Here is a 22,609-nt window from a genome sequence, read left to right as displayed (position 1 = left end):
ATGCTGGCCTACATCATTCGCCGCCTATTACTGATCATCCCGACCCTGTTCGGCATCCTGCTGATCAACTTCCTGATCATCCAGGCCGCTCCCGGCGGGCCGGTCGAACAGATGATCGCCCAGCTCGAAGGTTTTGAAGGGGCAACCAGCCGGATTTCCGGCAGCATCCATGGCGAGGTTGCCAGTGGCAGCAGCTATCGTGGCGCTCAGGGCCTGGACCCAGACATCATTGCCGAAATCGAGCGTATGTATGGCTTTGACAAACCGGCCCATGAGCGCTTCTGGCTGATGATCAAGGGCTACCTGACCTTCGACTTCGGCGACAGCTTTTTCCGTGACGACAGCGTGGTCGACCTGATTATCGAGAAAATGCCGGTGTCAATTTCCCTCGGGCTATGGACCACCCTGATCACCTATCTGATTTCAATTCCGCTGGGCGTGCGCAAGGCGGTCAAGCATGGCTCTACCTTCGATGTCTGGACCAGTTCGCTGATAATTGTTGGGTACGCCATTCCCGGCTTCCTGTTGGCCATCCTGCTGATCGTGCTGTTTGCTGGTGGCAGCTATTTCGACTGGTTCCCGCTTCGCGGCCTGACCTCCAGCAACTGGGAAGAGCTGAGCACCTGGGGCAAGGTCAAGGACTACGCCTGGCACATGGTGCTGCCGATCACAGCCATGGTCATCGGCAGCTTCGCCACCCTGACCATGTTGACCAAGAACTGCTTCCTCGACGAGATCGGCAAGCAATATGTGATCACCGCCAGGGCCAAGGGCCTGTCGGCTTCGCGCGTACTCTACGGCCATGTGTTTCGCAACGCCATGCTGTTGATCATCGCTGGCTTTCCCGCCGCGCTGATCAGCGTCTTCTTCACCGGCGCGCTGCTGATCGAGGTAATATTCTCGCTCGACGGGCTTGGTCTGCTGGGTTTTGAGGCAGCAATCAACCGCGACTATCCGGTGATGTTCGGCACCCTGTATATCTTCACCCTGCTCGGGCTGGTGGTGAAGCTGATCGGTGATATCACCTATACCCTGGTCGATCCGCGCATCGACTTTGAAAGCCGGGAGGGTTGAGATGCGCCGCTTCCGACTGTCCCCGCTCAACCAACGGCGCTTCGCCCGTTTCAAGGCCAACCGTCGCGGCTGGTGGTCACTGCATATCTTCCTGGTACTGTTCACTCTCAGCCTTGGCGCCGAGATGATCGCCAACGATAAGCCGCTGCTGCTCAAGTACGAGAGTCAGTATTACTTTCCCGTATTCAAGCGCTATGCCGAAACCGAGTTCGGTGGCGAATTCCCGATCAGCGCCGACTACCGCAGCCCCTATATCCGCCAGTTGATCGAAGACGAAGGCAACGGCTGGATGCTCTGGCCGCCGATCCCCTATAGCTACGGCACTATCAACTACGACCTGGAAGTCCCGGCGCCGGCGCCACCCTCGGCCGACAACTGGCTGGGCACTGACGACCAGGCTCGCGACGTCATGGCCCGGGTGATCTATGGTTTTCGCATCTCGGTCCTGTTCGCCCTGACCTTGACCATTCTCAGCTCAATCGTTGGTGTCATTGCCGGCGCGCTGCAGGGTTTCTATGGCGGTCGCATCGACCTGTTCGGCCAACGCTTCATCGAGGTCTGGTCGGGGCTCCCTGTCCTTTACCTGCTGATCATCCTGGCCAGTTTCGTGCAGCCGAATTTCTGGTGGCTGCTGGGAATCATGCTGCTGTTCTCCTGGATGGCGCTGGTCGATGTGGTGCGCGCTGAATTTCTCCGTGGCCGCAACCTGGAATACGTGCGCGCCGCCCGAGCGCTGGGGGCCGGCAACCGGATTGTGATGTTCCGTCATATCCTACCCAATGCGATGGTGGCCACCCTAACCTTCTTCCCCTTCATTCTCACCGGTGGTGTTATTACCCTGACCTCGCTGGACTTTCTCGGCTTCGGCCTGCCGCCCGGCGCGCCCTCGTTGGGCGAGTTGATCGCCCAAGGCAAGGCCAATCTGCAAGCCCCCTGGCTGGGCATCACCGCCTTCGTGGTGCTGTCACTGATGCTGACTCTTCTGGTCTTCATCGGCGAGGCCCTACGCGATGCCTTTGACCCAAGGAAATAACATGAGTGAACAGCCACTGATCCGTATCGAGAACCTCAGCGTGGCCTTCACCAACGGCGACTCTGAAACCCTGGCGGTGCGCGAGGTCAACCTGGATATCCGGCCGGGCCAGACCCTGGCACTGGTCGGCGAAAGCGGCTCAGGCAAATCGGTAACCGCTCACTCGATTCTGCGCCTGCTGCCCTACCCGGCCGCACGCCACCCCTCCGGACGCGTCCTTTACAAAGGTGAAGACCTGCTCAAGGTTGGCGACAAGCGGCTGCAACAGGTGCGCGGAAATCGCATTTCGATGATCTTCCAGGAGCCGATGACCTCGCTCAACCCACTGCACTCGGTCGAGCGCCAGATCAGCGAGGTACTGTTCCTGCACAAGGGCCTGAACAAGCTCCAGGCCCGCGAACGAACATTGGAGCTGCTGCATCTGGTCGGCATTCCCGAGCCGGAGAAACGCCTGGCGGCCTACCCACATGAGTTGTCCGGCGGCCAGCGCCAACGGGTGATGATCGCAATGGCGCTGGCCAACGAGCCTGAACTGTTGATCGCCGACGAGCCGACCACTGCTCTGGATGTCACCGTTCAGCTGAAGATTCTCGAGCTGCTCAAGTCACTGCAGGCAAAACTGGGTATGGCTCTGCTGCTGATCAGCCACGACCTTAACCTGGTGCGTAAAATTGCTCATCGGGTATGTGTCATGTATCAGGGTCGCGTCGTCGAAGAGAATGATTGTGTAACGCTGTTCAACGATCCGCGCCATGACTACACCCGCAAGCTGTTGGCGGCTGATCCCAGCGGCGATCCGGTCAAGGCCGATCCGCACGCCCCGGTGATCATGCGAACCGAACGCCTGCGCGTCTGGTTCCCAATCAAGAAAGGCGTACTCAAGCGCACGGTGGACCATATCAAGGCGGTCACCGACGCCAGCTTCAGCCTGCAACGCGGGCAAACGCTGGGGATTGTTGGTGAAAGCGGATCGGGCAAGACCACGCTGGGTCTGGCGCTACTGAGACTGATCGAGAGCCAGGGCCTGATCGAATGTGACGGCCAGCGCTTGGACGGCCTGTCCCAGCGCCAGGTCAGGCCCATGCGCAGGCAGTTTCAGGTGGTCTTCCAGGACCCTTATGGCAGCCTCAGCCCGCGAATGTCGGTTGAGCAGATCATCAGCGAGGGACTGGAGATTCATCGTCTGGGCAGCCCTGAGGAGCGCGAGCAATGGGTTATCCAGGCACTGGAAGAAGTAGGCCTGGATCCGGAAAGCCGGCACCGCTATCCCCATGAGTTTTCCGGGGGGCAACGCCAGCGGATTGCCATAGCCCGTGCACTGGTGTTGAAACCTTCGCTGATTCTGCTCGATGAGCCAACCTCAGCGCTGGATCGCACCGTACAGGGGCAGGTGGTTGAGCTGCTGCGCGAACTGCAGCGCAAGCACAATCTGAGTTATCTGTTTATCAGTCACGACCTGGCGGTGGTTCGTGCCCTCAGCCACCAACTGATGGTCATTCGCCAGGGTGAGATCGTCGAGCAGGGACCGGCGGCACAGGTCTTCGCCACACCCCAGCATGACTACACTCGTCAACTGCTGGAGGCGGCCTTCGCCCAACCGGCAACCGTTAACCGGGTCCTAGAGACCCCGTAAATACAGGAAAGCACACCATGGGATTTCTCAGCGGAAAGCGCGTACTCATCGTTGGCGTAGCCAGCAAGCTGTCGATTGCCTCAGGCATCGCCGCGGCCATGCACCGTGAAGGCGCGCAACTGGCCTTCACCTACCAGAATGACAAGCTCAAGGGGCGGGTCGAAGAGTTCGCCGCGGGCTGGGGCTCCGGTCCGGAGTTGTGCTTCCCCTGCGATGTTGCCGACGATGCCCAGATCGAGCAGGTATTCGCGGACCTGGCTAAACAGTGGGACGGCCTGGACTGCATCGTCCACTCGGTAGGTTTTGCCCCGGGCGATCAGTTGGATGGCGACTTCACCGAAGTCACCACCCGTGAGGGCTTTCGCATCGCCCACGATATCAGCGCCTACAGTTTTGTAGCCCTGGCCAAAGCAGGCCGTGAACTGATGAAGGGTCGCAACGGCAGCCTGCTGACCCTATCCTACCTCGGTGCCGAGCGGACCATGCCTAACTACAACGTCATGGGCATGGCCAAGGCCAGCCTGGAAGCCGGCGTGCGCTATCTGGCCACCAGCCTGGGCCCGGAAGGCACCCGGGTCAACGCCATTTCCGCGGGTCCGATCCGTACTCTGGCGGCCTCGGGCATCAAGAGCTTCCGTAAGATGCTGGCTCATAACGAGCGCCAGACTCCACTGCGTCGCAACGTTACTATTGAAGAAGTCGGCAACGTCGGTGCCTTCCTCTGCTCCGACCTGGCTTCGGGCGTCAGCGGTGAAATCACCTACGTGGATGGCGGCTTCAACATCACCGCCATGGCTGGACTGGACGACGAATAAGCTCAGGCCTGCCCCACAAAAAAACCGCGCTTATGGCGCGGTTTTTTTGTTGCTGAGACTAAAGCTCAACGGCCAATGTAACGCTCGATATCGGCCGTCTCACGCAGACGCTCCTGCACCGCGGCGAAATCCTGCTCACCGCTTTGGCCAGCAATAAAGCGCTGATACAGCGGCGACTCAGCTTCGCTCTCCAATGCCTCTGGAGTTGCGACCCCGGTCAGACGAACGATCCACTGACCACCATCAGGGCGACGGAAGTGTCCGTAGCTCGGCTCGGCCTCTGACGGCCTGGCCAGTGCAAATACCTCACGCAGCAAGCCTTGAGCCACTTCAGTGCTGGCCCGGCTGACCGCCTCATGGGTCTGCCACTGTGAGCCAACCTGTGCAGCCACGGCCTCGCCATCCAGGTCACGGCTACGCAACCCGCCGACCAGCTCGGCAGCCTGTTGCTCGGCCCCAGCCACAGCACGCTCGTAGCGCAACAGGTCGGCAATCTCATCACGCACCTCGTCGAGGGGCCGTTGCTCTGGGCGCAGATGTTCCTTGACTCGTACCACAACCGCAGTGTCAGCATCCAGCTCGATCAGCGGACTGTTGCGCTTGTCAAGCAATACGTCTTCATCGAAGGCCGCAGCCATGACTCGCGGACTGGAGGTGATGCCCTCGCCGCCATTACGACTGACCGGACCAGTAGTGACTACATCCAGCCCCAGGGCGCGGGCCGGTTCGACCAGATCAGGCGACTCATAGGCCAAGTTGGCCAACTCCTGAGAGGCCTCCACAAACAGTCGCTCGGCCTGCTCAGCCTTGAGTTCCTGCTCAAGACTGTCACGCATTGATTCCAGGCTGGGCACATCCGGCGCCTGGATCGCAGTGAGCTTGATCAGGTGGTAACCGAAGCTGGTCTGGACCGGCTCTGAGACTTCGCCCTCGTTCAGGGCGAACAGTGCATCGTCAAACGCCTGATCAAAGCTGCCACGCACGACGTAGCCAAGGTCACCGCCATCGTTGGCACTGCCCGGATCTTCAGACACTTCACGGGCGACTGTGGCAAAGTCTTCGCCAGCCTCAAGGCGCTCACGCGCGGCCTCAATACGCACACGACCTTCCTCGCCCGTGGACTCGATCAGGATATGGGCTACCCGGCGCTGCTCGGCCAGATTGCCAACTTCACGCTGGTAGAGGCCTTCAACCGCCGCCTCGTCGATGCTGACGCGGTCGAAGAAGCCACTGCGCGACAGGGTCAGACTTTCAATAACCACCTGCTCGGGAGTCATGAAGCGAGCCTGATTGGCGGTGTAATATGCCTGAATGTCCTCGTCCTGAATCTCGACGGCATCCAGATTCGCCTCGAGTTCGATAACGGCAAAATCCCGGGTCTGCTTTTCCAGCCGGGCCAGGTGCAGACGCTCAGCCGGAGTGGCGAAGGCGGTCGCCTCAAAGCCATTGCGCAACTGGGCGATCAGCAGCTCCTGACGAACCATATCGCGAAACGCCAGACGCGAGCTCATGCCCATGTTGCGGATCACTACATCGAAACGGTTCGCGTCGAACTGCCCGCCCACCTGAAAATCGGGGGTAGCCAGAATCAGTTGATCGATCATGGCCTCAGATACGTTGAAGCGCGCATCGGTTGCGCCCTTGATCAGCAAGGCACGCTCGATCAGACCTTCGAGTACCGAAGTACGCAGGCGCTGCTCATCGATCATGCTCGGGTCGAACGCGTCGTTGCCCATCTGCTGAATTTGCTGAATCAGTTGGCGGCGTTGCAGGGAGACTGCCTGCTCCAGCTCCATCCGACTGATGACGGTGCCGTTGACCTCAGCGGCTTTCTGTTCGTTGCTAGTAAAACGGCTGATCGATTCCCAGCCCGTCAAAGCAAAAATCAGCACAATGACGCCGACGATCACCTTGGCGACCCAGCTCTGCGCATTGTCCCTCATTCTCTGAAGCATCGTGCCCCCAAACTGTTATTGTACGGCCAGTGCATTGGCCTGGAATGCCGGAGACCCGCTCATTCCGTCAAACCTGCTGTGCAACAAAAAAGGCGCACCGGGTGGGATGCGCCTTTCGGGACTGATGGAGCCCGGACTGTCAGGCCTGCGAACCGAGCTAGAACTGATTCTGCCGGGCTCTGCGTGCCGTCAGTATGCAACGGCCCTGTCAGTCTCGGACGCGATCAGTTGACCGCGTCTTTCAGAGCCTTGCCAGCTTTGAAGCCGGGGATCTTGGCAGCGCTGATTTCGATCGGGGCACCAGTCTGCGGGTTACGGCCAGTACGGGCAGCACGCTCTTTGACCGCAAAAGTACCGAAGCCAACCAGAACAACCGAGTCACCCGCTTTCAGGGCACCGGTTACGGACTCGATGACGGCGTCCAGAGCACGACCGGCAGCAGCTTTCGGAATATCAGCGGATGCGGCGATAGCATCAATCAGTTCAGACTTGTTCACTCTAAGTCCCCTTATCCATTTCAATGAGTAGTTAGTCGTTATGTAAAACTTGTGGTCTAAGCAAAGCTGGCCAGTCAGCAAGCTTGGCTGGATCGAAGCCGCTTTATAGCAAGCGGCCAAAAACCATGTCAAGGAATGCTTGTGGTGTCAGCAATCGGACTTGCAGCCTGCCCCCAGGGGAATCAAACATGACATCCGATCCGTCGTACCTCAATGAGTACTGATACGCTCCTTGGCGTCAGCCTCACGATTGTCATCCTTTGCAACCATCTCTTCAACCCCTTCCTTCAGGGGTTCCGGCATGTATTGCAGCGCAATCTGCAGCACCTCGTCAATCCATTTTACTGGTTTGATCTCGATATCTTGCTTGATGTTATCGGGAATTTCCTTCAAATCCCGGACATTATCGTGCGGAATCACCACTGTCTTGATCCCGCCACGGTGTGCCGCCAGCAACTTTTCCTTCAAGCCGCCAATCGCCAGCACCTGGCCCCGCAGGGTAATTTCACCAGTCATAGCCACATCGGCACGCACCGGAATCCCGGTCAGAGACGACACCAGCGCGGTACACATACCAATCCCGGCACTGGGGCCATCCTTGGGCGTAGCCCCTTCCGGCACGTGGATATGGATGTCCTGCTTTTCATGGAAGTCCGGCGCCAGTCCCAGGCTGTGGCTGCGACTACGCACCACAGTCAGGGCCGCACTGATCGACTCTTTCATCACATCGCCAAGTGAGCCGGTATTGGTCAGCCGGCCCTTGCCCGGCACCACCACGGCCTCCAGACTCAGCAGTTCGCCGCCAACCTGGGTCCAGGCCAGCCCAGTCACCTGACCGACCTGATCCTTCTCTTCGGCCAGCCCGTACTTGAACCGGCGCACTCCCAGATACTCTTCCAGCAGCTCACCTTCGACCACGATCGAATGCTTGGCCTTGCCACCGACCTGTTCCTTGACCACCTTGCGGCAGAGCTTGGCAATCTGCCGCTCCAGACCCCGCACACCGGCTTCACGAGTGTAGTAGCGAATGATGTCGCGCAGCGTCTGGTCCGGGACCTGCAGCTCGTCTTTCTTGAGCCCGTTGTTCTTGATCTGCTTGGGCAGCAGGTAGCGACGGGCAATGTTGACCTTCTCATCCTCGGTATAACCGGGGATGCGGATCACTTCCATGCGATCAAGCAGCGGAGCCGGGATATTCATCGAGTTGGAGGTACAGATGAACATCACATCGGACAGATCGTAATCGACCTCCAGATAGTGATCGTTGAACGCATGATTCTGTTCCGGATCGAGCACCTCGAGCAGAGCCGATGACGGATCACCACGCATGTCCGAACCCATCTTGTCGATCTCGTCGAGCAGGAACAGCGGGTTCTTGACCCCGGCCTTGGTCATTTTCTGGATCAGCTTGCCCGGCATCGAACCGATGTAGGTGCGTCGATGGCCGCGGATCTCGGCTTCATCACGCACACCACCCAGAGCCATGCGCACGAACTGGCGATTGGTGGCGCGCGCCAGCGACTCACCCAACGAAGTCTTACCCACCCCCGGAGGCCCCACCAGACACAGCACAGGGCCTTTGAGCTTACGCACCCGCTTCTGTACTGCCAGATACTCGAGAATCCGCTCCTTGACCTCTTCCAGGCCGTAGTGATCTGCCTCCAGCACCTCTTCGGCACGTTTGAGGTCATGCCGGACCTTGCTCGCCTTTTGCCACGGCACACCAGTCAGCCAGTCGATATAGGAACGCACCACCGTGGCTTCGGCCGACATCGGTGACATCATCTTCAACTTGTTCAGCTCAGCAGTTGTCTTGGCATGTGCCTCTTTGCTCATGCCAGCATCATCGATCTTCTTCTTCAGGTCTTCCAGCTCACTATGACCTTCATCCAGACCACCCATTTCTTTCTGGATAGCCTTCATCTGTTCGTTCAGATAGTACTCGCGCTGGCTGCGCTCCATCTGCTTCTTGACCCGGCCACGAATGCGCTTTTCCACCTGCAGCAGATCGATCTCGGCATCGAGCACACCGAGCACATGCTCCACCCGCTCGCGCAGGGGCAGGATTTCAAGAATGTCCTGCTTCTGCGACAGCTTCAGGGCCAGATGAGCCGCCATGGTATCGACCAGACGACTGGGATCATCAATCCCGCTCAAGGACGAAACCACCTCCGAAGGCACTTTCTTGCCAAGCTGGACATACTGTTCGAACTGGCTCATCAGACTGCGAACCAGAATTTCCGATTCGCGCTCATCCAGAGCCACTTCATCCAGCGGCTCGCCCAACGCCAGTTGATAGCCATCGATCTCGTCGATCTGATCGATGCGCACCCGCTGCTCGCCTTCGACCAGCACCTTGACGGTGCCATCAGGCAGTTTCAGCAGTTGCAGGATGGTGGCCAGGGTACCCATGCGATACAGCCCCTGCTGGGCCGGATCGTCCTCGCCAGGATCACGCTGGGCTACCAGCAGGATCTGCTTGTCGCTGGACATGGCAGCTTCCAGGGCCCGAATCGATTTGTCGCGCCCCACGAACAGAGGAATGACCATATGGGGATAGACCACCACGTCACGTAGCGGCAGAAGCGGGAATTCGCTGAAAGTCGTCATGGCTGAAGCTCGCTCGCAAGGGGGACCGCCTCGGAGACGGACCCGGAGTATGAATAGTTCATGAATCCAAGATGGGGGCTCGCGCAGAAAAAAACAAGCAGCATCACATACTGCAACACAACATCTGAACCACGGGAGGGATGCAACACCCCACAATCCGCCGACTGGCGGGCAAGGCGCACAAAAAACAAAAAAGCACTCGTCCGCAAACGGACGAGTGCTTTTGCTTTGCTACTCAGTCTTCCGGCATTGCCTTGGGTGGCTGCTCGACTGACTCGTAGATCAGCAACGGCTTGGCGTCGCCACCGATCACGTTTTCATCGATAACCACCTTGCTGACATGCTCGGCGGAGGGGATTTCATACATGGTCTCAAGCAGTACATTCTCGAGGATAGAGCGCAGACCTCGGGCCCCGGTCTTGCGCTCCAGCGCCCGACTGGCAATGGCCTTGAGCGCATCACTACGGAACTCCAGCTCAACCCCTTCCATATCGAACAGGCGCGCATACTGCTTGGTCAGCGCATTCTTCGGCTCGGTCAGGATCTGGATCAGCGCATCCTCGTCCAGTTCGTCGAGGGTAGCGATAACCGGCAGACGGCCAACGAACTCGGGAATCAGGCCAAAACGTACCAGATCTTCCGGTTCGACATCCTTGAGCGTCTCGCCAACTTTCTTGCCATTGTCCTGACTGCGCACGGTGGCGTTGAAGCCAATACCGCTTTTCTCGGAGCGATCACGAATGACCTTCTCCAGACCGGCGAAGGCACCACCACAAATGAACAGGATATTGCGAGTATCAACCTGCAGAAACTCCTGCTGCGGATGCTTGCGACCACCCTGTGGCGGCACTGAAGCCACAGTGCCCTCGATCAGTTTGAGCAGTGCCTGCTGCACACCCTCACCAGAGACATCGCGGGTGATCGAGGGGTTGTCCGATTTACGCGAAATCTTGTCGATCTCGTCGATATAGACGATCCCCATCTGCGCCTTCTCGACATCGTAGTCGCACTTTTGCAGCAGCTTCTGAATGATGTTCTCGACATCCTCACCCACGTAACCGGCCTCGGTCAGAGTGGTGGCGTCAGCAATAGTGAACGGCACATTGAGCAGACGCGCCAGGGTCTCGGCCAGCAAGGTCTTGCCCGAGCCTGTCGGACCGATGAGCAGAATGTTGCTCTTGCCCAACTCGACGTCATCCTTGCCGTCACGCTGATTGAGCCGCTTGTAGTGGTTGTAGACCGCTACCGACAATACTTTTTTAGCGCGCTGCTGACCAATCACATACTGGTCCAGAATCGCACAGATATCCTTGGGCGCAGGCAATTTCTGAGCACTGCTCTCAGCCTGGCTTTCCTGTACTTCCTCACGAATGATGTCGTTGCACAGATCAACGCATTCATCGCAGATGAATACCGAAGGGCCGGCAATCAGCTTGCGCACTTCATGCTGGCTCTTGCCACAGAAGGAGCAGTACAACAGCTTGCCGTTGTCTTCACCCTTCCCACTCATATCGGTCATCTAAAACCCCTACTTACGAATCGCTCATGTCACAAAGATGAAGGCAACAACGCCACTTTGCAAGTACGATCCGGCCAATGCCAGCCATGCTGCGGCCAGCAAAACCTGTGTTTGAGGCCCGTCCTGGCGGCGAGCCCCGGTATTTCATTGACGCAAAAGCGCCAATTACACGCCGTCGCGGCGTTCCAGCATCTGATCAATCAGGCCGTATTCGACGGCTTCTGAACCACTCATGAACCGATCACGGTCGGTGTCACGGGCGATCACATCAAGCGACTGGCCGGTGTGATGCGCCAGCACCTTGTTCAGCCGTTCCTTGATGAACAGAATCTCACGGGCATGGATTTCGATATCCGAAGCCTGACCCTGGAAGCCACCCAGCGGCTGATGGATCATCATCCGTGCATGCGGCAGGCAGAAGCGCTTGCCCGGCGCACCACCGGCCAGCAGCAAGGCACCCATGCTGCAGGCCTGGCCGATGCACAGAGTGCTGACATTCGGCTTGATGAACTGCATGGTGTCGTAGATCGCCATACCAGCGGTCACCGAGCCACCCGGAGAGTTGATGTACAGGTGAATGTCCTTGTCGGGGTTTTCCGACTCAAGGAACAGCAACTGAGCCACCACCAGGTTGGCCATGTAGTCTTCAACCTGGCCTACCAGGAAGATCACCCGCTCCTTGAGCAGGCGCGAATAGATATCGTAGGAGCGCTCGCCGCGCGCCGACTGCTCAACAACGATGGGCACCAGCCCGCCAGCGGCCTGAACTTCAGGTGGGAGTTGATTGAAGTTGCTGTTATGGATCATGGATCGATGTCACTCCAGTTTGCCTGTCGCAAAAACACGAGAGCCAGCCCGAAGGCTGGCTCTCGTGGTGCGTTGATTAGCGGCGCATCCTATTAAGCGTCGCTGTCCGCCTCGCCTTCCTCGACCGCTGCTGGCTGAGCGGGCTTGACGGCGTCTTCGTAGGAGACCTGCTTGTCGGTCACCTGAGCCTTCTGCAACACAGTATCCACCACTTGTTCTTCCAGCACAACCGACTGAATTTCGCCAAGTTGTTGCTCATTCTGGTAGTACCAGTTGACGACCTGCTCAGGCTCTTGATATGCCGAAGCCAGGTCCTCGATCATTGCACGTACACGGTCGTTGTCCGGCTTGATTTCGTTCTGTTTGACGATCTCGGCAACGATCAGACCCAGGCTGACACGACGCTTGGCCTGCTCTTCAAACAGCTCGGCCGGCAGGTTCTCCGGCTTGAAGCTGGCACCACCACCGAACTGCTGAACCGCCTGGACGCGCAAACGATCGATTTCGCTGCTGATCAGAGCCTTGGGCACTTCGACGCTGTTGATCTTGAGCAGACCATCCATCACCTGGCTCTTGACCTTGGTCTTGATGGCCTGACGCAGCTCACGCTCCATGTTCTTGCGAACCTCGGCACGGAACGCCTCGAGACCACCAGCTTCGACCCCGAAACGGGCGAAGAACTCATCATCCAGCTCCGGCAGCACGGCAGCAGCCACAGCCTTGACAGTGACTTCGAACTCAGCGGCCTTGCCGGCCAGATCCAGGTTCTGGTAGTCCTCAGGGAAGGTCACGTTCAGGGTACGGGTTTCACCGGCGGCGGCGCCAACCAGCCCTTCTTCAAAACCGGGGATCATGCGACCCGAACCCAGCACCAGATTGGTGTCGGTAGCGCTGCCGCCAGCGAAAACTTCGCCGTCGACCTTACCAACGAAGTCGATGGTGACCTGATCGCCATTCTCGGCGGCACGCTCGGCAGCCTCGAAACGGGTGTTCTGCTTGCGCAGGATATCCAGCATGTTGTCCAGATCGGCGTCAGTCACTTCGGACTCGATGCGCTCAACACTGATGCCGGCGAAGTCGGCCAGAGCAACTTCCGGATAAACTTCAAAGGTGGCGATGTATTCGAAGTCCTTGCCTTCTTCAAGCTGCTTGGGCTCAACGCTCGGAGCGCCAGCCGGGTTCAACTTCTCTTGCATGATGGCTTCGTAGAAAGAAGACTGGATCACATCGCCGATCACCTCCTGACGAGCCGAAGCGCCAAAACGCTTGCGAATCACGCTCATCGGCACCTTGCCAGGACGGAAACCATCAACACGGGCACGACCAGCGGTCTGCTGCAGACGCTTGTTGACCTCGTTTTCGATCCGCTCGGCCGGAATGCCTACAGTCATGCGGCGCTCAAGGCCGGAGATGGTTTCAACCGAAACTTGCATGGAGAGTCCTCGTGAACAGACAGATTGTGGTTTGGACAAATTCTAAAGGGTCAACATTCTAGACGCTTGATACCGAGAAGTCATCATTGGCCGAATAACAAAAACAACTGAAGACCTGACAGACAGCGCAAGCCTGGCAATATGCAGGCCTGGAATGAAAAACCAGAGAAAGATGGTGCGGACGGAGAGACTCGAACTCTCACACCTTGCGGCACTGGAACCTAAATCCAGCGTGTCTACCAATTTCACCACGTCCGCGAAACGCTGAAACAAAGACGCCAGACCGGGGTCTGGCGCCTTTGAAGAAAAATGGGGTGGACGATGGGAATCGAACCCACGACACCAGGAGCCACAATCCTGTGCTCTACCAACTGAGCTACGCCCACCATTAACCTGCTTCAAACTTCCAGCCCATCGTGCTGTGGCACGCCCGGCAGGACTCGAACCTGCGACCATCCGCTTAGAAGGCGGATGCTCTATCCAGCTGAGCTACGGGCGCCTTGTGCACATCACCGATACCCTAGGGTATCTGAAAATGCTCAGGCTACAAGGGGTTACCGAGCAGCACCGGGGAGCCTGGTCGCCTTCCAATCACTGCTGTCGCTGTGTTTGTGAAGCGGGGCGAATCATACTCAGCCCCCTACCCCACGTCAACGCCGAACAATGAATTTTTTTGAATTATTTGAGTAGCTTAAACCGCAAGCCGCCATACCCTTTTGCCCGAGCCCCCGCCATGCGACAATGGCCGCCATTCTTTATCTGCGTCAGGAAGCACATGAACGCCAAACTCATCGACGGCAAACAGATTGCCGCCAATCTTCGCCGCGAGATCGCCGACAAGGTCGCTGAACGTCAACGCCTGGGCCTGCGCCTGCCCGGCCTGGCCGTAATCCTGGTTGGCCAGGATCCCGCCTCACAGGTCTATGTCGCCCACAAACGCAAGGACTGTGAAGAGGTCGGGTTCATTTCCCGCTCGCACGATCTGCCTGCCGACACCACCCAGGAGCAACTGCTGGGGCTGATCGACACCCTTAACGAAGATCCCGAGATCGACGGCATTCTGGTCCAGCTTCCGCTACCGGCCCATCTGGACGCCTCGCTGCTGCTCGAGCGGATCCGCCCGGATAAAGACGTCGACGGCTTCCATCCCTATAACATTGGCCGTCTGGCCCAGCGCATGCCGCTGCTGCGCCCCTGCACCCCACTGGGCATCATTCGCCTGCTGCGTAGCACCGGCGTTGATCCCTATGGTCTCGACGCTACTGTAGTCGGCGCTTCCAACATCGTTGGCCGGCCCATGGCACTGGAGCTGCTGCTGGCCGGCTGCACCACCACCGTCACCCACCGTTTCACCAAGAACCTGGCCGAACACGTCGGCCGCTCCGACCTGGTAGTTGTGGCCGCCGGCAAGCCGGGCCTGGTCAAGGGCGAGTGGATCAAGCCCGGCGCCATCGTCATCGATGTCGGGATCAACCGCATGGAAGATGGCCGTCTGTGTGGCGACGTCGAATTTGAAGTCGCCGCCCAGCGCGCCAGCTGGATCACCCCGGTACCCGGCGGCGTCGGTCCGATGACCCGGGCCTGCCTGTTGGAAAACACCCTGCACGCCTGCGAGCATCTGCACGGCTAGCAACCGGAAGCACCGGCTGCCGCTGGGTAGGGAACCTCTGAGAAACGTAGGCGAGGCAGGCAAGACAATACCGATGGCGGCCCCGCAAAAACAGCCGAAAAAGCGCAGTTTACGCGGTGTAAATGAGCATTTTGAGGCTGTTTTTAACGCAGTATTGCCGACGCAGGTAGTTTTTCAGAGGTTCCTTAGATCACAGGCAGCCGGTACTTCCACCATCTACCGGCAAATTGACACCGTTGATATAGGCACCAGCCGGCGCAGCAAGAAATCCCACCGCACTGGCAAATTCTTCCGGCTCGGCAAAGCGCCGCACCGGGATACCGGCCAGCATCCCCTGAGCCACCTGTTCTTCGGTTTTACCACCGGCCTGCGCCAGATGGCTGATCAGACTTTCCAGACGCGGAGTACGGGTCAACCCCGGCAGCACATTATTTACGGTAACGCCATCCGGCCCCAGCTCACTGGCCAGCGTCTTGGCCCAGTTGGCCATGGCCGCGCGAATACTGTTGGAGACCCCTAGATTGGCGATAGGCTGCTTGACCGAGGTCGATAACACGTTGAGGATGCGCCCATAACCAGCCTCACGCATCCCAGGCAACAACACCTGCAGCAGCGCTTGGGCGCTGACCAGGTGCTGAGCAAAAGCCGCCGCATAGGCTTCCGGCTCGGCCGCATGCGCCGGCCCCGGTGCCGGGCCACCGGTATTATTGACCCAGATGTGTAACGGCCCGGCCTCTTCCAGTTCAGCCTGAACTGCAGCAACCAGCGCCACCCGGTCACTCGCATCCACCGCTATCACGCTATGGCGACGCCCAGACTCCGCCGGCAAGCTATCGGCCACAGCTCGCAACCGCTCCACGGAACGGGCCAGCAGCACCACTTCGGCACCCTGTTCAGCCAACTGCCGGGCGCAAGCAGCACCGATTCCCTGACTGGCCCCACATACCAGGGCTCTGCGGCCCGTCAAATCCAGATTCATTGCGCACCTCCGAGTCGATCAAAACCACAGTCTAGAGGTTTTTTGTTGAGTGCGACGCAGGCATTCAGAGCATGAATAGGTCCATGAATTCGTGCACCGGGGTATCTTCCAAAGCCTGCTGCTGGCAACACAGCTCGGTAATCGCGGTACAGCGGCGCACCGGAAAGCGGCTCGCCAGATTGACCTGAAACTTCTCCATAAGCAGCGGGATGCCTTCAGCCCGGCGACGGCGATGCCCGAGCGGGTACTCGACCTCGACCTTCTCGGTACAGGAGCCATCAGCGAAGAACACCTGCAGCGCATTAGCAATCGAGCGTTTATCAGGCTCCAGATACTCGCGGCTATAGCGCGGATCCTCAACTACCTGCATCTTGCTGCGCAGCTCATCGATAACCGGGTGCGCCGCATGGAAAGCGTCCTCATAGTGATCGGCTGTCAACGCACCAAAGACCAGCGGCACCGCAACCATATACTGCAGGCAGTGATCACGATCGGCCGGATTGGTCAGTGGACCCGTTTTGGAAATTATCCTGATTGCCGAATCCTGGGTACTGATGACGATCCGCTCGATTTCGGCTAAACGCTCACAGACCTGCGGATGCAATCCAAGAGCCGCCTCACAGGCGGTCTGGGCATGAAATTCAGCGGGAAAACTGATCTTGAACAGCACATTCTCCATCGCGTAACAGCCAAACCCCTGCGCCAGGCTTAATCGGCGCTGCGCCTCGGGCTTGGTGCTCAAGTCCTTGCTGATGTGACTGAAAGACACGTCATAAAACCCCCACTGCGGGGCAGTCAGCACTCCGGGGATCCCCATTTCACCGCGCATGGCAATATCCGCCAGGCGCAGTCCACGGCTACTGGCATCACCTGCGGCCCAGGACTTGCGGCTACCGGCATTGGGCGCATGACGATAGGTGCGCAGAGCCTGGCCGTCGACAAACACCTGCGACAGGGCTGACAACAGCTCAGCACGCCCACCGCCAAGCAGGCGAACACTGACTGCGGCCGAAGCCAGCTTCACCAGAATGACATGGTCCAGCCCCACCCGATTAAAGGCGTTGTCCAAGGCCATCACGCCCTGGACCTCATGAGCAATGATCATCGCCTCAAGCACGTCACGCATCAGCAATGGCTCACGACCGCCAGCCACACTTTTCTGTGCCAGGTAATCGCCAAGCGCCAGAATCGCCCCCAGATTGTCGGACGGGTGGCCCCACTCGACCGCCAGCCAGGTATCGTTGTAGTCCAGCCAGCGCACCAGACAACCAATATCCCAGGCGGCCTTGAACGGGTCCAGGCGAAACGCCGTACCCGGCACCCGGGCACCATGCAGCACCAGGGTTCCTTCCACCAATGGCCCCAGGTGCTTGCTGCATTCAGGAAAACGAAGCGCCAATAGTGCACAGCCCAGGCTGTCCATCAGACAGTAACGGGCGGTATCCAGAGCTTCAGGCGAGGGAGAGTCAAAATCCAGGACATAGTCGGCGATGTCCTGTAACACCCGATCATAGTCCGGGCGCAGATTGGGGTCGGCATGAGTACTCATAAGGCGGCTCCTTCTCAGAACTGAGGACAGGATGCGGCCGGGTACCGGAGTACCCGACCAGCCACCAGCTAGCATAGCCGCTTACTCGAAGCAGTCTCCCGGCACCCGTACCCAGCCTTCCATCAGGATCCGCGCGCTGCGGCTCATGATCGCCTTTTTGACCTGCCACTGGCCGTCGAGCCGGACCGCCTCGGCACCAACCCGCAGAGTGCCGGACGGATGTCCGAACACCACTGACTGGCGCTCACCACCACCGGCGGCCAGGTTCACCAACGTCCCTGGAATGGCGGCAGCCGTGCCGATAGCCACGGCTGCGGTACCCATCATGGCGTGATGCAGCTTGCCCATCGACAACGCCCGCACCAAGAGATCGATATCACCAGCCTTGACGACCTTGCCGCTGGAGGACACATGGTCGACCGGCGGCGCGACAAAGGCGACCTTGGGCGTGTGCTGACGGCTGGCAGCCTGACTGACGTCGCTGATCAGCCCCATTTTCACTGCGCCCTGGGCACGAATGGCTTCGAACATGGCCAGAGCCCTGGCGTCACCATTGATCGCCTCCTGCAGCTCAGTGCCGCTGTAACCAATGGCGGCGGCATTGACGAACACAGTCGGGATACCGGCGTTGATCAGCGTCACCTCCAAGGTGCCGACACCCGGCACCACCAGGTCATCGACCAGATTGCCGGTAGGGAACATCGCCCCGCCACCCTCGCCTTCACCCTCATCGGCCGGATCAAGAAACTCCAGCTGAATTTCCGCCGCCGGAAAGGTCACCCCATCCAACTCGAAATCACCGGTCTCCTGCACCTGTCCGGCACTGATCGGCACATGGGCAATGATGGTCTTGCCGATATTGGCCTGCCAAATTCTGACGCTACAGATACCGTCTTCAGGAATCCGTGCCGGATCCACCAGCCCGGCATGAATGGCAAAAGCCCCCGCCGCAGTCGACAGGTTGCCGCAGTTGCCGCTCCAGTCGACAAAAGCGCTGTCGATCGCCACCTGGCCATAGAGGTAATCCACGTCATGATCCGTCTGCGTGCTGCGCGACAGAATCACACACTTGCTGGTACTGGACGTCGCCCCACCCATGCCATCGGTATGCTTGGCGTAAGGGTCGGGGCTGCCGATCACCCGCATGAACAGCTTGTCACGCGCCGCACCCGGCACCTGGCAGCTGGACGGCAGATCCTCCAGACGGAAGAAGACTCCCTTGCTGGTACCGCCACGCATGTAGGTAGCGGGGATTTTGATTTGTGCAGGATGACTCATGCCGTCGCCTCGGCCTCAAGGAAGTCCTGAGCAAAGCGCTGCAGCACCCCGCCCGCCTCGTAGATCGACACTTCCTCATCGCTGTCCAGACGACAGATGACCGGCACCTTGATCACCTCACCATTGGTCCGATGGATGACCAGGGTCAGCTCGGTACGCGGCTTGCGCTCACCGAGCACGTCAAAGGTTTCAGTGCCGTCGATACCCAGGGTCTTGCGCGTGGTACCCGGCTTGAACTCCAGCGGCAGTACGCCCATGCCGATCAGATTGGTACGGTGAATGCGCTCGAAGCCTTCGGCCACGATCGCCTCGACTCCGGCCAGGCGCACGCCCTTGGCCGCCCAGTCGCGTGAGCTACCCTGACCATAGTCGGCCCCGGCGATGATGATCAGCGGCTGCTTGCGGTTCATGTAGGTTTCGATAGCTTCCCACATGCGCATGACTTTGCCGTCAGGTTCGACCCGGGCCAGCGAGCCCTGCTTGACCTGACCATCGACCACGGCCATTTCGTTGATCAGTTTGGGATTAGCGAAGGTCGCACGCTGGGCGGTCAGGTGATCGCCGCGATGGGTAGCGTAGGAATTGAAATCCTCCTCCGGCAGGCCCATTTTATGCAAGTATTCCCCAGCCGCACTGTCCATCATGATCGCGTTGGACGGTGACAAGTGATCAGTCGTGATGTTGTCCGGCAGTACCGCCAGCGGACGCATACCCTTGAGCGTGCGCTCACCAGCCAGCGCTCCCTCCCAGTATGGCGGGCGGCGGATATAGGTGGACATCGGTCGCCAGTCGTACAGCGGACTGACCTTGGCGCTGTTGTCGCGGGTGATGTCGAACATCGGGATATAGACCTTGCGGAATTGCTCGGGCTTGACCGAGGCCTTGAGTACCGCATCGATTTCCTCATCGTTCGGCCAGATATCCTGCAAACGAACTTCCTTGCCATCGACAACACCCAGCACATCCTTTTCGATATCGAAACGGATAGTCCCGGCAATCGCATAAGCCACTACCAGCGGCGGTGAAGCCAGGAAGGCCTGTTTGGCATAGGGGTGGATACGCCCGTCGAAGTTGCGGTTGCCCGACAACACGGCGGTGGCATACAGGTCGCGGTCGATAATCTCCTGCTGAATCTTCGGATCCAGCGCGCCGGACATGCCGTTGCAGGTAGTACAGGCAAAGGCCACCACACCGAAGCCAAGCTGCTCCAGCTCATGGGTCAGACCAGCTTCCTGCAGATAGTCAGCCACTACCCGCGAGCCCGGCGCCAGCGAGGTCTTGACCCAGGGCTTGCGGGTCAGGCCGAGTTTGTTAGCGTTGCGTGCCAGCAAGCCGGCGGCAATCACGTTGCGCGGGTTGCTGGTGTTGGTACAGCTGGTAATGGCAGCGATAATTACCGCGCCATCGGGCATCAAGCCTTCAGCTTCCTGGGCACGCGCCTGCTCCAGGCCCACGGCGATCCCTTTGGCCGCCAGATCGCTGGTGGCGACCCGGGCATGCGGGTTGGACGGGCCAGCCATATTGCGCACTACAGAGGACAGATCGAAACGCAGCACGCGCTCATAGTCGGCATCAGCCAGGCTGTCAGCCCAAAGCCCCGCCTGCCTGGCATAGGTCTCGACCAGTTTAACCTGCTCGTCATCGCGGCCGGTCAGTTTCAGATAATCGATGGTCTGCTGATCGATGAAGAACATCGCCGCCGTGGCACCGTATTCCGGCGCCATGTTGGAGATGGTCGCCCGATCCCCCAGGGTCAGACTGGCGGCACCCGCACCACGGAACTCCAGATAGGCACCCACGACCCGTTCCTTGCGCAGGAATTCAGTCAGCGCCAGGACCATGTCGGTGGCGGTAATCCCCGGCTGCAGCTTGCCGGTCAGCTCGACACCGACGATGTCCGGCAGACGCATCCAGGAGGCACGGCCAAGCATCACGTTCTCGGCTTCCAAACCACCAACGCCGATGGCGATCACCCCCAGGGCATCGACATGCGGCGTATGGCTGTCGGTACCGACGCAGGTATCCGGGAAGGCAACGCCGTCACGGGCCTGAATCACCGGGCTCATCTTCTCCAGATTGATCTGGTGCATGATGCCATTGCCAGGCGGGATCACATCAACATTCTTGAACGCATACTTGGTCCAGTCGATGAAATGGAAGCGGTCTTCGTTACGACGGTCCTCGATGGCACGGTTCTTCTCGAACGCCTGCGGGTCATAACCGCCGCATTCGACCGCCAACGAGTGGTCAACAATCAACTGTACCGGCACCACCGGATTGACCTTGGCCGGATCACCACCCTTGTCGGCGATGGCATCGCGCAGACCAGCCAGATCGACCAGCGCGGTCTGACCCAGAATGTCGTGACAGACCACCCGGGCCGGATACCAGGGGAAGTCCATCTCGCGTTTGCGTTCGATCAACTGCTTGAGCGAATCAGTCAGGGTCGCCGGCTCACAACGGCGCACCAGGTTCTCAGCCAGCACCCGCGATGTGTACGGCAACCTGGCGTAGGCGCCCGGCGCGATCGCATCGACCGCCGCCTGGGCATCGAAATAGTCCAGGTCAGTGCCCGGCAAGGGTTTGCGGTATTGAGTGTTCATTTACTTGCGATCCTTGAGCGGGACGAATTTCAGATCTTCCGGGCCGACGTAGTTGGCGCTGGGGCGGATGATCTTGCCGTCGATACGCTGTTCGATGACATGGCTGGACCAGCCCGAGGTACGGGCGATGACGAACAATGGGGTAAACATGGCAGTCGGTACGCCCATCATGTGGTAGCTCACGGCGCTGAACCAGTCGAGGTTGGGAAACATCTTCTTGATTTCCCACATCACGCTTTCCAGACGCTCGGCAATGTCGTACATCTTGGTATTGCCCTGCTCTACTGAGAGTTCGCGGGCCACTTCCTTGATCACCTTGTTGCGCGGATCGGCGACGGTATAGACCGGATGGCCGAAGCCGATTACCACTTCCTTGCGTCCCACCCGCTCGCGGATGTCGGTTTCAGCCTCGTCCGGATTGTCGTAGCGCTTCTGGATCTCGAAAGCGACCTCGTTGGCACCGCCATGCTTGGGACCACGCAGGGCGCCGATACCACCGGCGATGCAGGAGTACATATCCGAGCCGGTACCGGCAATCACCCGTGAGGTAAAGGTCGACGCGTTAAATTCATGCTCGGCATACAGGATCAGGCTGGTGTGCATGGCGCGCACCCAGGAATCGCGCGGTTTTTCGCCGTGCAGCAGGTGCAGGAAATGCCCCCCGATAGAATCGTCATCGGTCTCGACGTCGATGCGCTTGCCGTTGTGGCTGTAGTGATACCAGTACAGCAGCATCGAACCCAGGCAGGCCATCAGCTTGTCGGCAATGTCGCGGGCGCCGGGATGGTTGTGGTCGTCCTTCTCTGGCGACAGGCAGCCCAGCACCGAGACGCCAGTCCGCATCACATCCATCGGATGCGCCGACGGCGGCAGTTGTTCCAACGCGGCCTTGACCCCGGCCGGCAGGCCGCGCAGGGCCTTGAGCTTGGTCTTGTAACCGGCCAGCTCAGCGATGGTCGGCAGCTTGCCATGGACCAGCAGGTGAGCGATTTCCTCGAACTCGCAGGTGGTGGCGACATCAAGAATGTCATAGCCGCGGTAATGCAGATCATTGCCGCTGCGACCTACGGTGCACAGCGCGGTGTTACCGGCGGTGGTGCCGCTCAGGGCAACGGACTTCTTCGGTTTGAACGTCGGCGTGGTGGTGTCGTTGGTGCTCATCGTTCATCTCCTTCCAGGCAATCATTGTCGTTA

16 protein-coding genes and 3 tRNA genes are annotated in these 22,609 nt (G+C 59.2%); 5 read left to right on the top strand and 14 right to left on the bottom strand.

The window, feature by feature from the left end; all coding sequences use genetic code 11:
- Genes C2846_RS02360 through fabI form a run of 4 tightly spaced genes read left to right on the top strand, consistent with a single transcriptional unit; the run spans position 1 to position 4,555 of the window.
- Complete coding sequence (locus C2846_RS02360; protein WP_119700586.1) at positions 1–1,074, top strand: microcin C ABC transporter permease YejB; 1,074 nt, start codon at positions 1–3, stop codon at positions 1,072–1,074.
- A gap of 1 nt (position 1,075) precedes the next feature.
- Positions 1,076–2,107, top strand: coding sequence for an ABC transporter permease (locus C2846_RS02355; protein ID WP_080050352.1), 1,032 nt, complete (start codon positions 1,076–1,078; stop codon positions 2,105–2,107).
- Position 2,108: 1 nt separating this feature from the next.
- Positions 2,109–3,740: an ABC transporter ATP-binding protein gene (locus tag C2846_RS02350; protein ID WP_080050351.1), complete on the top strand. Its 1,632-nt coding sequence runs from the start codon at positions 2,109–2,111 to the stop codon at positions 3,738–3,740.
- Positions 3,741–3,757: 17 nt separating this feature from the next.
- Positions 3,758–4,555 (top strand): enoyl-ACP reductase FabI, encoded by a 798-nt coding sequence (gene fabI, locus C2846_RS02345; protein WP_080050350.1) that lies wholly within the window; start codon positions 3,758–3,760, stop codon positions 4,553–4,555.
- 65 nt (positions 4,556–4,620) lie between these two features.
- On the opposite strand, the gene C2846_RS02340 is transcribed toward fabI, so the two are convergent.
- The 9 genes from C2846_RS02340 to C2846_RS02300 all read right to left on the bottom strand — a co-directional run bounded on the left by C2846_RS02340 (position 4,621) and on the right by C2846_RS02300 (position 13,875).
- Positions 4,621–6,498: a SurA N-terminal domain-containing protein gene (locus C2846_RS02340; RefSeq protein WP_231705510.1), complete on the bottom strand. Its 1,878-nt coding sequence runs from the start codon at positions 6,496–6,498 to the stop codon at positions 4,621–4,623.
- 236 nt (positions 6,499–6,734) lie between these two features.
- Positions 6,735–7,007, bottom strand: a complete 273-nt coding sequence (locus C2846_RS02335) for an HU family DNA-binding protein (protein ID WP_080050348.1) — start codon at positions 7,005–7,007, stop codon at positions 6,735–6,737.
- A 210-nt stretch (positions 7,008–7,217) separates the two neighbouring features.
- Positions 7,218–9,617, bottom strand: a complete 2,400-nt coding sequence (gene lon / locus C2846_RS02330; protein WP_119700585.1) for an endopeptidase La — start codon at positions 9,615–9,617, stop codon at positions 7,218–7,220.
- A gap of 235 nt (positions 9,618–9,852) precedes the next feature.
- Positions 9,853–11,136 carry an ATP-dependent Clp protease ATP-binding subunit ClpX gene (clpX, locus tag C2846_RS02325; RefSeq protein WP_119700584.1) on the bottom strand — a complete coding sequence of 428 codons (1,284 nt, stop codon included), beginning with the start codon at positions 11,134–11,136 and terminating at the stop codon, positions 9,853–9,855.
- Between the two features lie 165 nt (positions 11,137–11,301).
- On the bottom strand, positions 11,302–11,943 hold the full coding sequence (gene clpP, locus C2846_RS02320) for an ATP-dependent Clp endopeptidase proteolytic subunit ClpP (protein ID WP_080050345.1): 642 nt from the start codon (positions 11,941–11,943) through the stop codon (positions 11,302–11,304).
- A 92-nt stretch (positions 11,944–12,035) separates the two neighbouring features.
- On the bottom strand, positions 12,036–13,376 hold the full coding sequence (tig, locus tag C2846_RS02315; RefSeq protein WP_080050344.1) for a trigger factor: 1,341 nt from the start codon (positions 13,374–13,376) through the stop codon (positions 12,036–12,038).
- Between the two features lie 173 nt (positions 13,377–13,549).
- Positions 13,550–13,634, bottom strand: a tRNA-Leu gene (locus tag C2846_RS02310).
- 52 nt (positions 13,635–13,686) lie between these two features.
- A tRNA-His gene (locus C2846_RS02305) sits at positions 13,687–13,762 on the bottom strand.
- 36 nt (positions 13,763–13,798) lie between these two features.
- A tRNA-Arg gene (locus C2846_RS02300) sits at positions 13,799–13,875 on the bottom strand.
- A 276-nt stretch (positions 13,876–14,151) separates the two neighbouring features.
- On the opposite strand from C2846_RS02300, the gene folD reads away from it, so the two are divergent.
- Positions 14,152–15,006, top strand: a complete 855-nt coding sequence (gene folD, locus C2846_RS02295; RefSeq protein WP_080050301.1) for a bifunctional methylenetetrahydrofolate dehydrogenase/methenyltetrahydrofolate cyclohydrolase FolD — start codon at positions 14,152–14,154, stop codon at positions 15,004–15,006.
- A 190-nt stretch (positions 15,007–15,196) separates the two neighbouring features.
- On the opposite strand, the gene C2846_RS02290 is transcribed toward folD, so the two are convergent.
- From C2846_RS02290 to prpC, 5 genes are all read right to left on the bottom strand, one after another.
- A complete protein-coding gene (locus C2846_RS02290; RefSeq protein WP_080050300.1) occupies positions 15,197–15,985 on the bottom strand; it encodes an SDR family oxidoreductase in 789 nt (262 codons plus the stop codon).
- A 64-nt stretch (positions 15,986–16,049) separates the two neighbouring features.
- On the bottom strand, positions 16,050–17,534 hold the full coding sequence (prpD, locus tag C2846_RS02285) for a 2-methylcitrate dehydratase (RefSeq protein ID WP_119700583.1): 1,485 nt from the start codon (positions 17,532–17,534) through the stop codon (positions 16,050–16,052).
- 81 nt (positions 17,535–17,615) lie between these two features.
- Complete coding sequence (gene prpF, locus C2846_RS02280; protein ID WP_119700582.1) at positions 17,616–18,812, bottom strand: 2-methylaconitate cis-trans isomerase PrpF; 1,197 nt, start codon at positions 18,810–18,812, stop codon at positions 17,616–17,618.
- On the bottom strand, positions 18,809–21,415 hold the full coding sequence (gene acnD, locus C2846_RS02275) for a Fe/S-dependent 2-methylisocitrate dehydratase AcnD (protein WP_119700581.1): 2,607 nt from the start codon (positions 21,413–21,415) through the stop codon (positions 18,809–18,811). Before acnD ends, prpF begins: the two co-directional genes overlap by 4 nt.
- A complete protein-coding gene (gene prpC / locus C2846_RS02270) occupies positions 21,416–22,576 on the bottom strand; it encodes a bifunctional 2-methylcitrate synthase/citrate synthase (protein ID WP_080050296.1) in 1,161 nt (386 codons plus the stop codon).
- Positions 22,577–22,609: the final 33 nt, after the last annotated feature.

This window comes from Pseudomonas jilinensis, from assembly GCF_003586265.1.
Taxonomy (GTDB): domain Bacteria; phylum Pseudomonadota; class Gammaproteobacteria; order Pseudomonadales; family Pseudomonadaceae; genus Halopseudomonas; species Halopseudomonas phragmitis.
The sequence above is the reverse complement of the archived record's forward strand: the minus strand, read 5'-3'. Positions and strand labels throughout refer to the sequence as shown.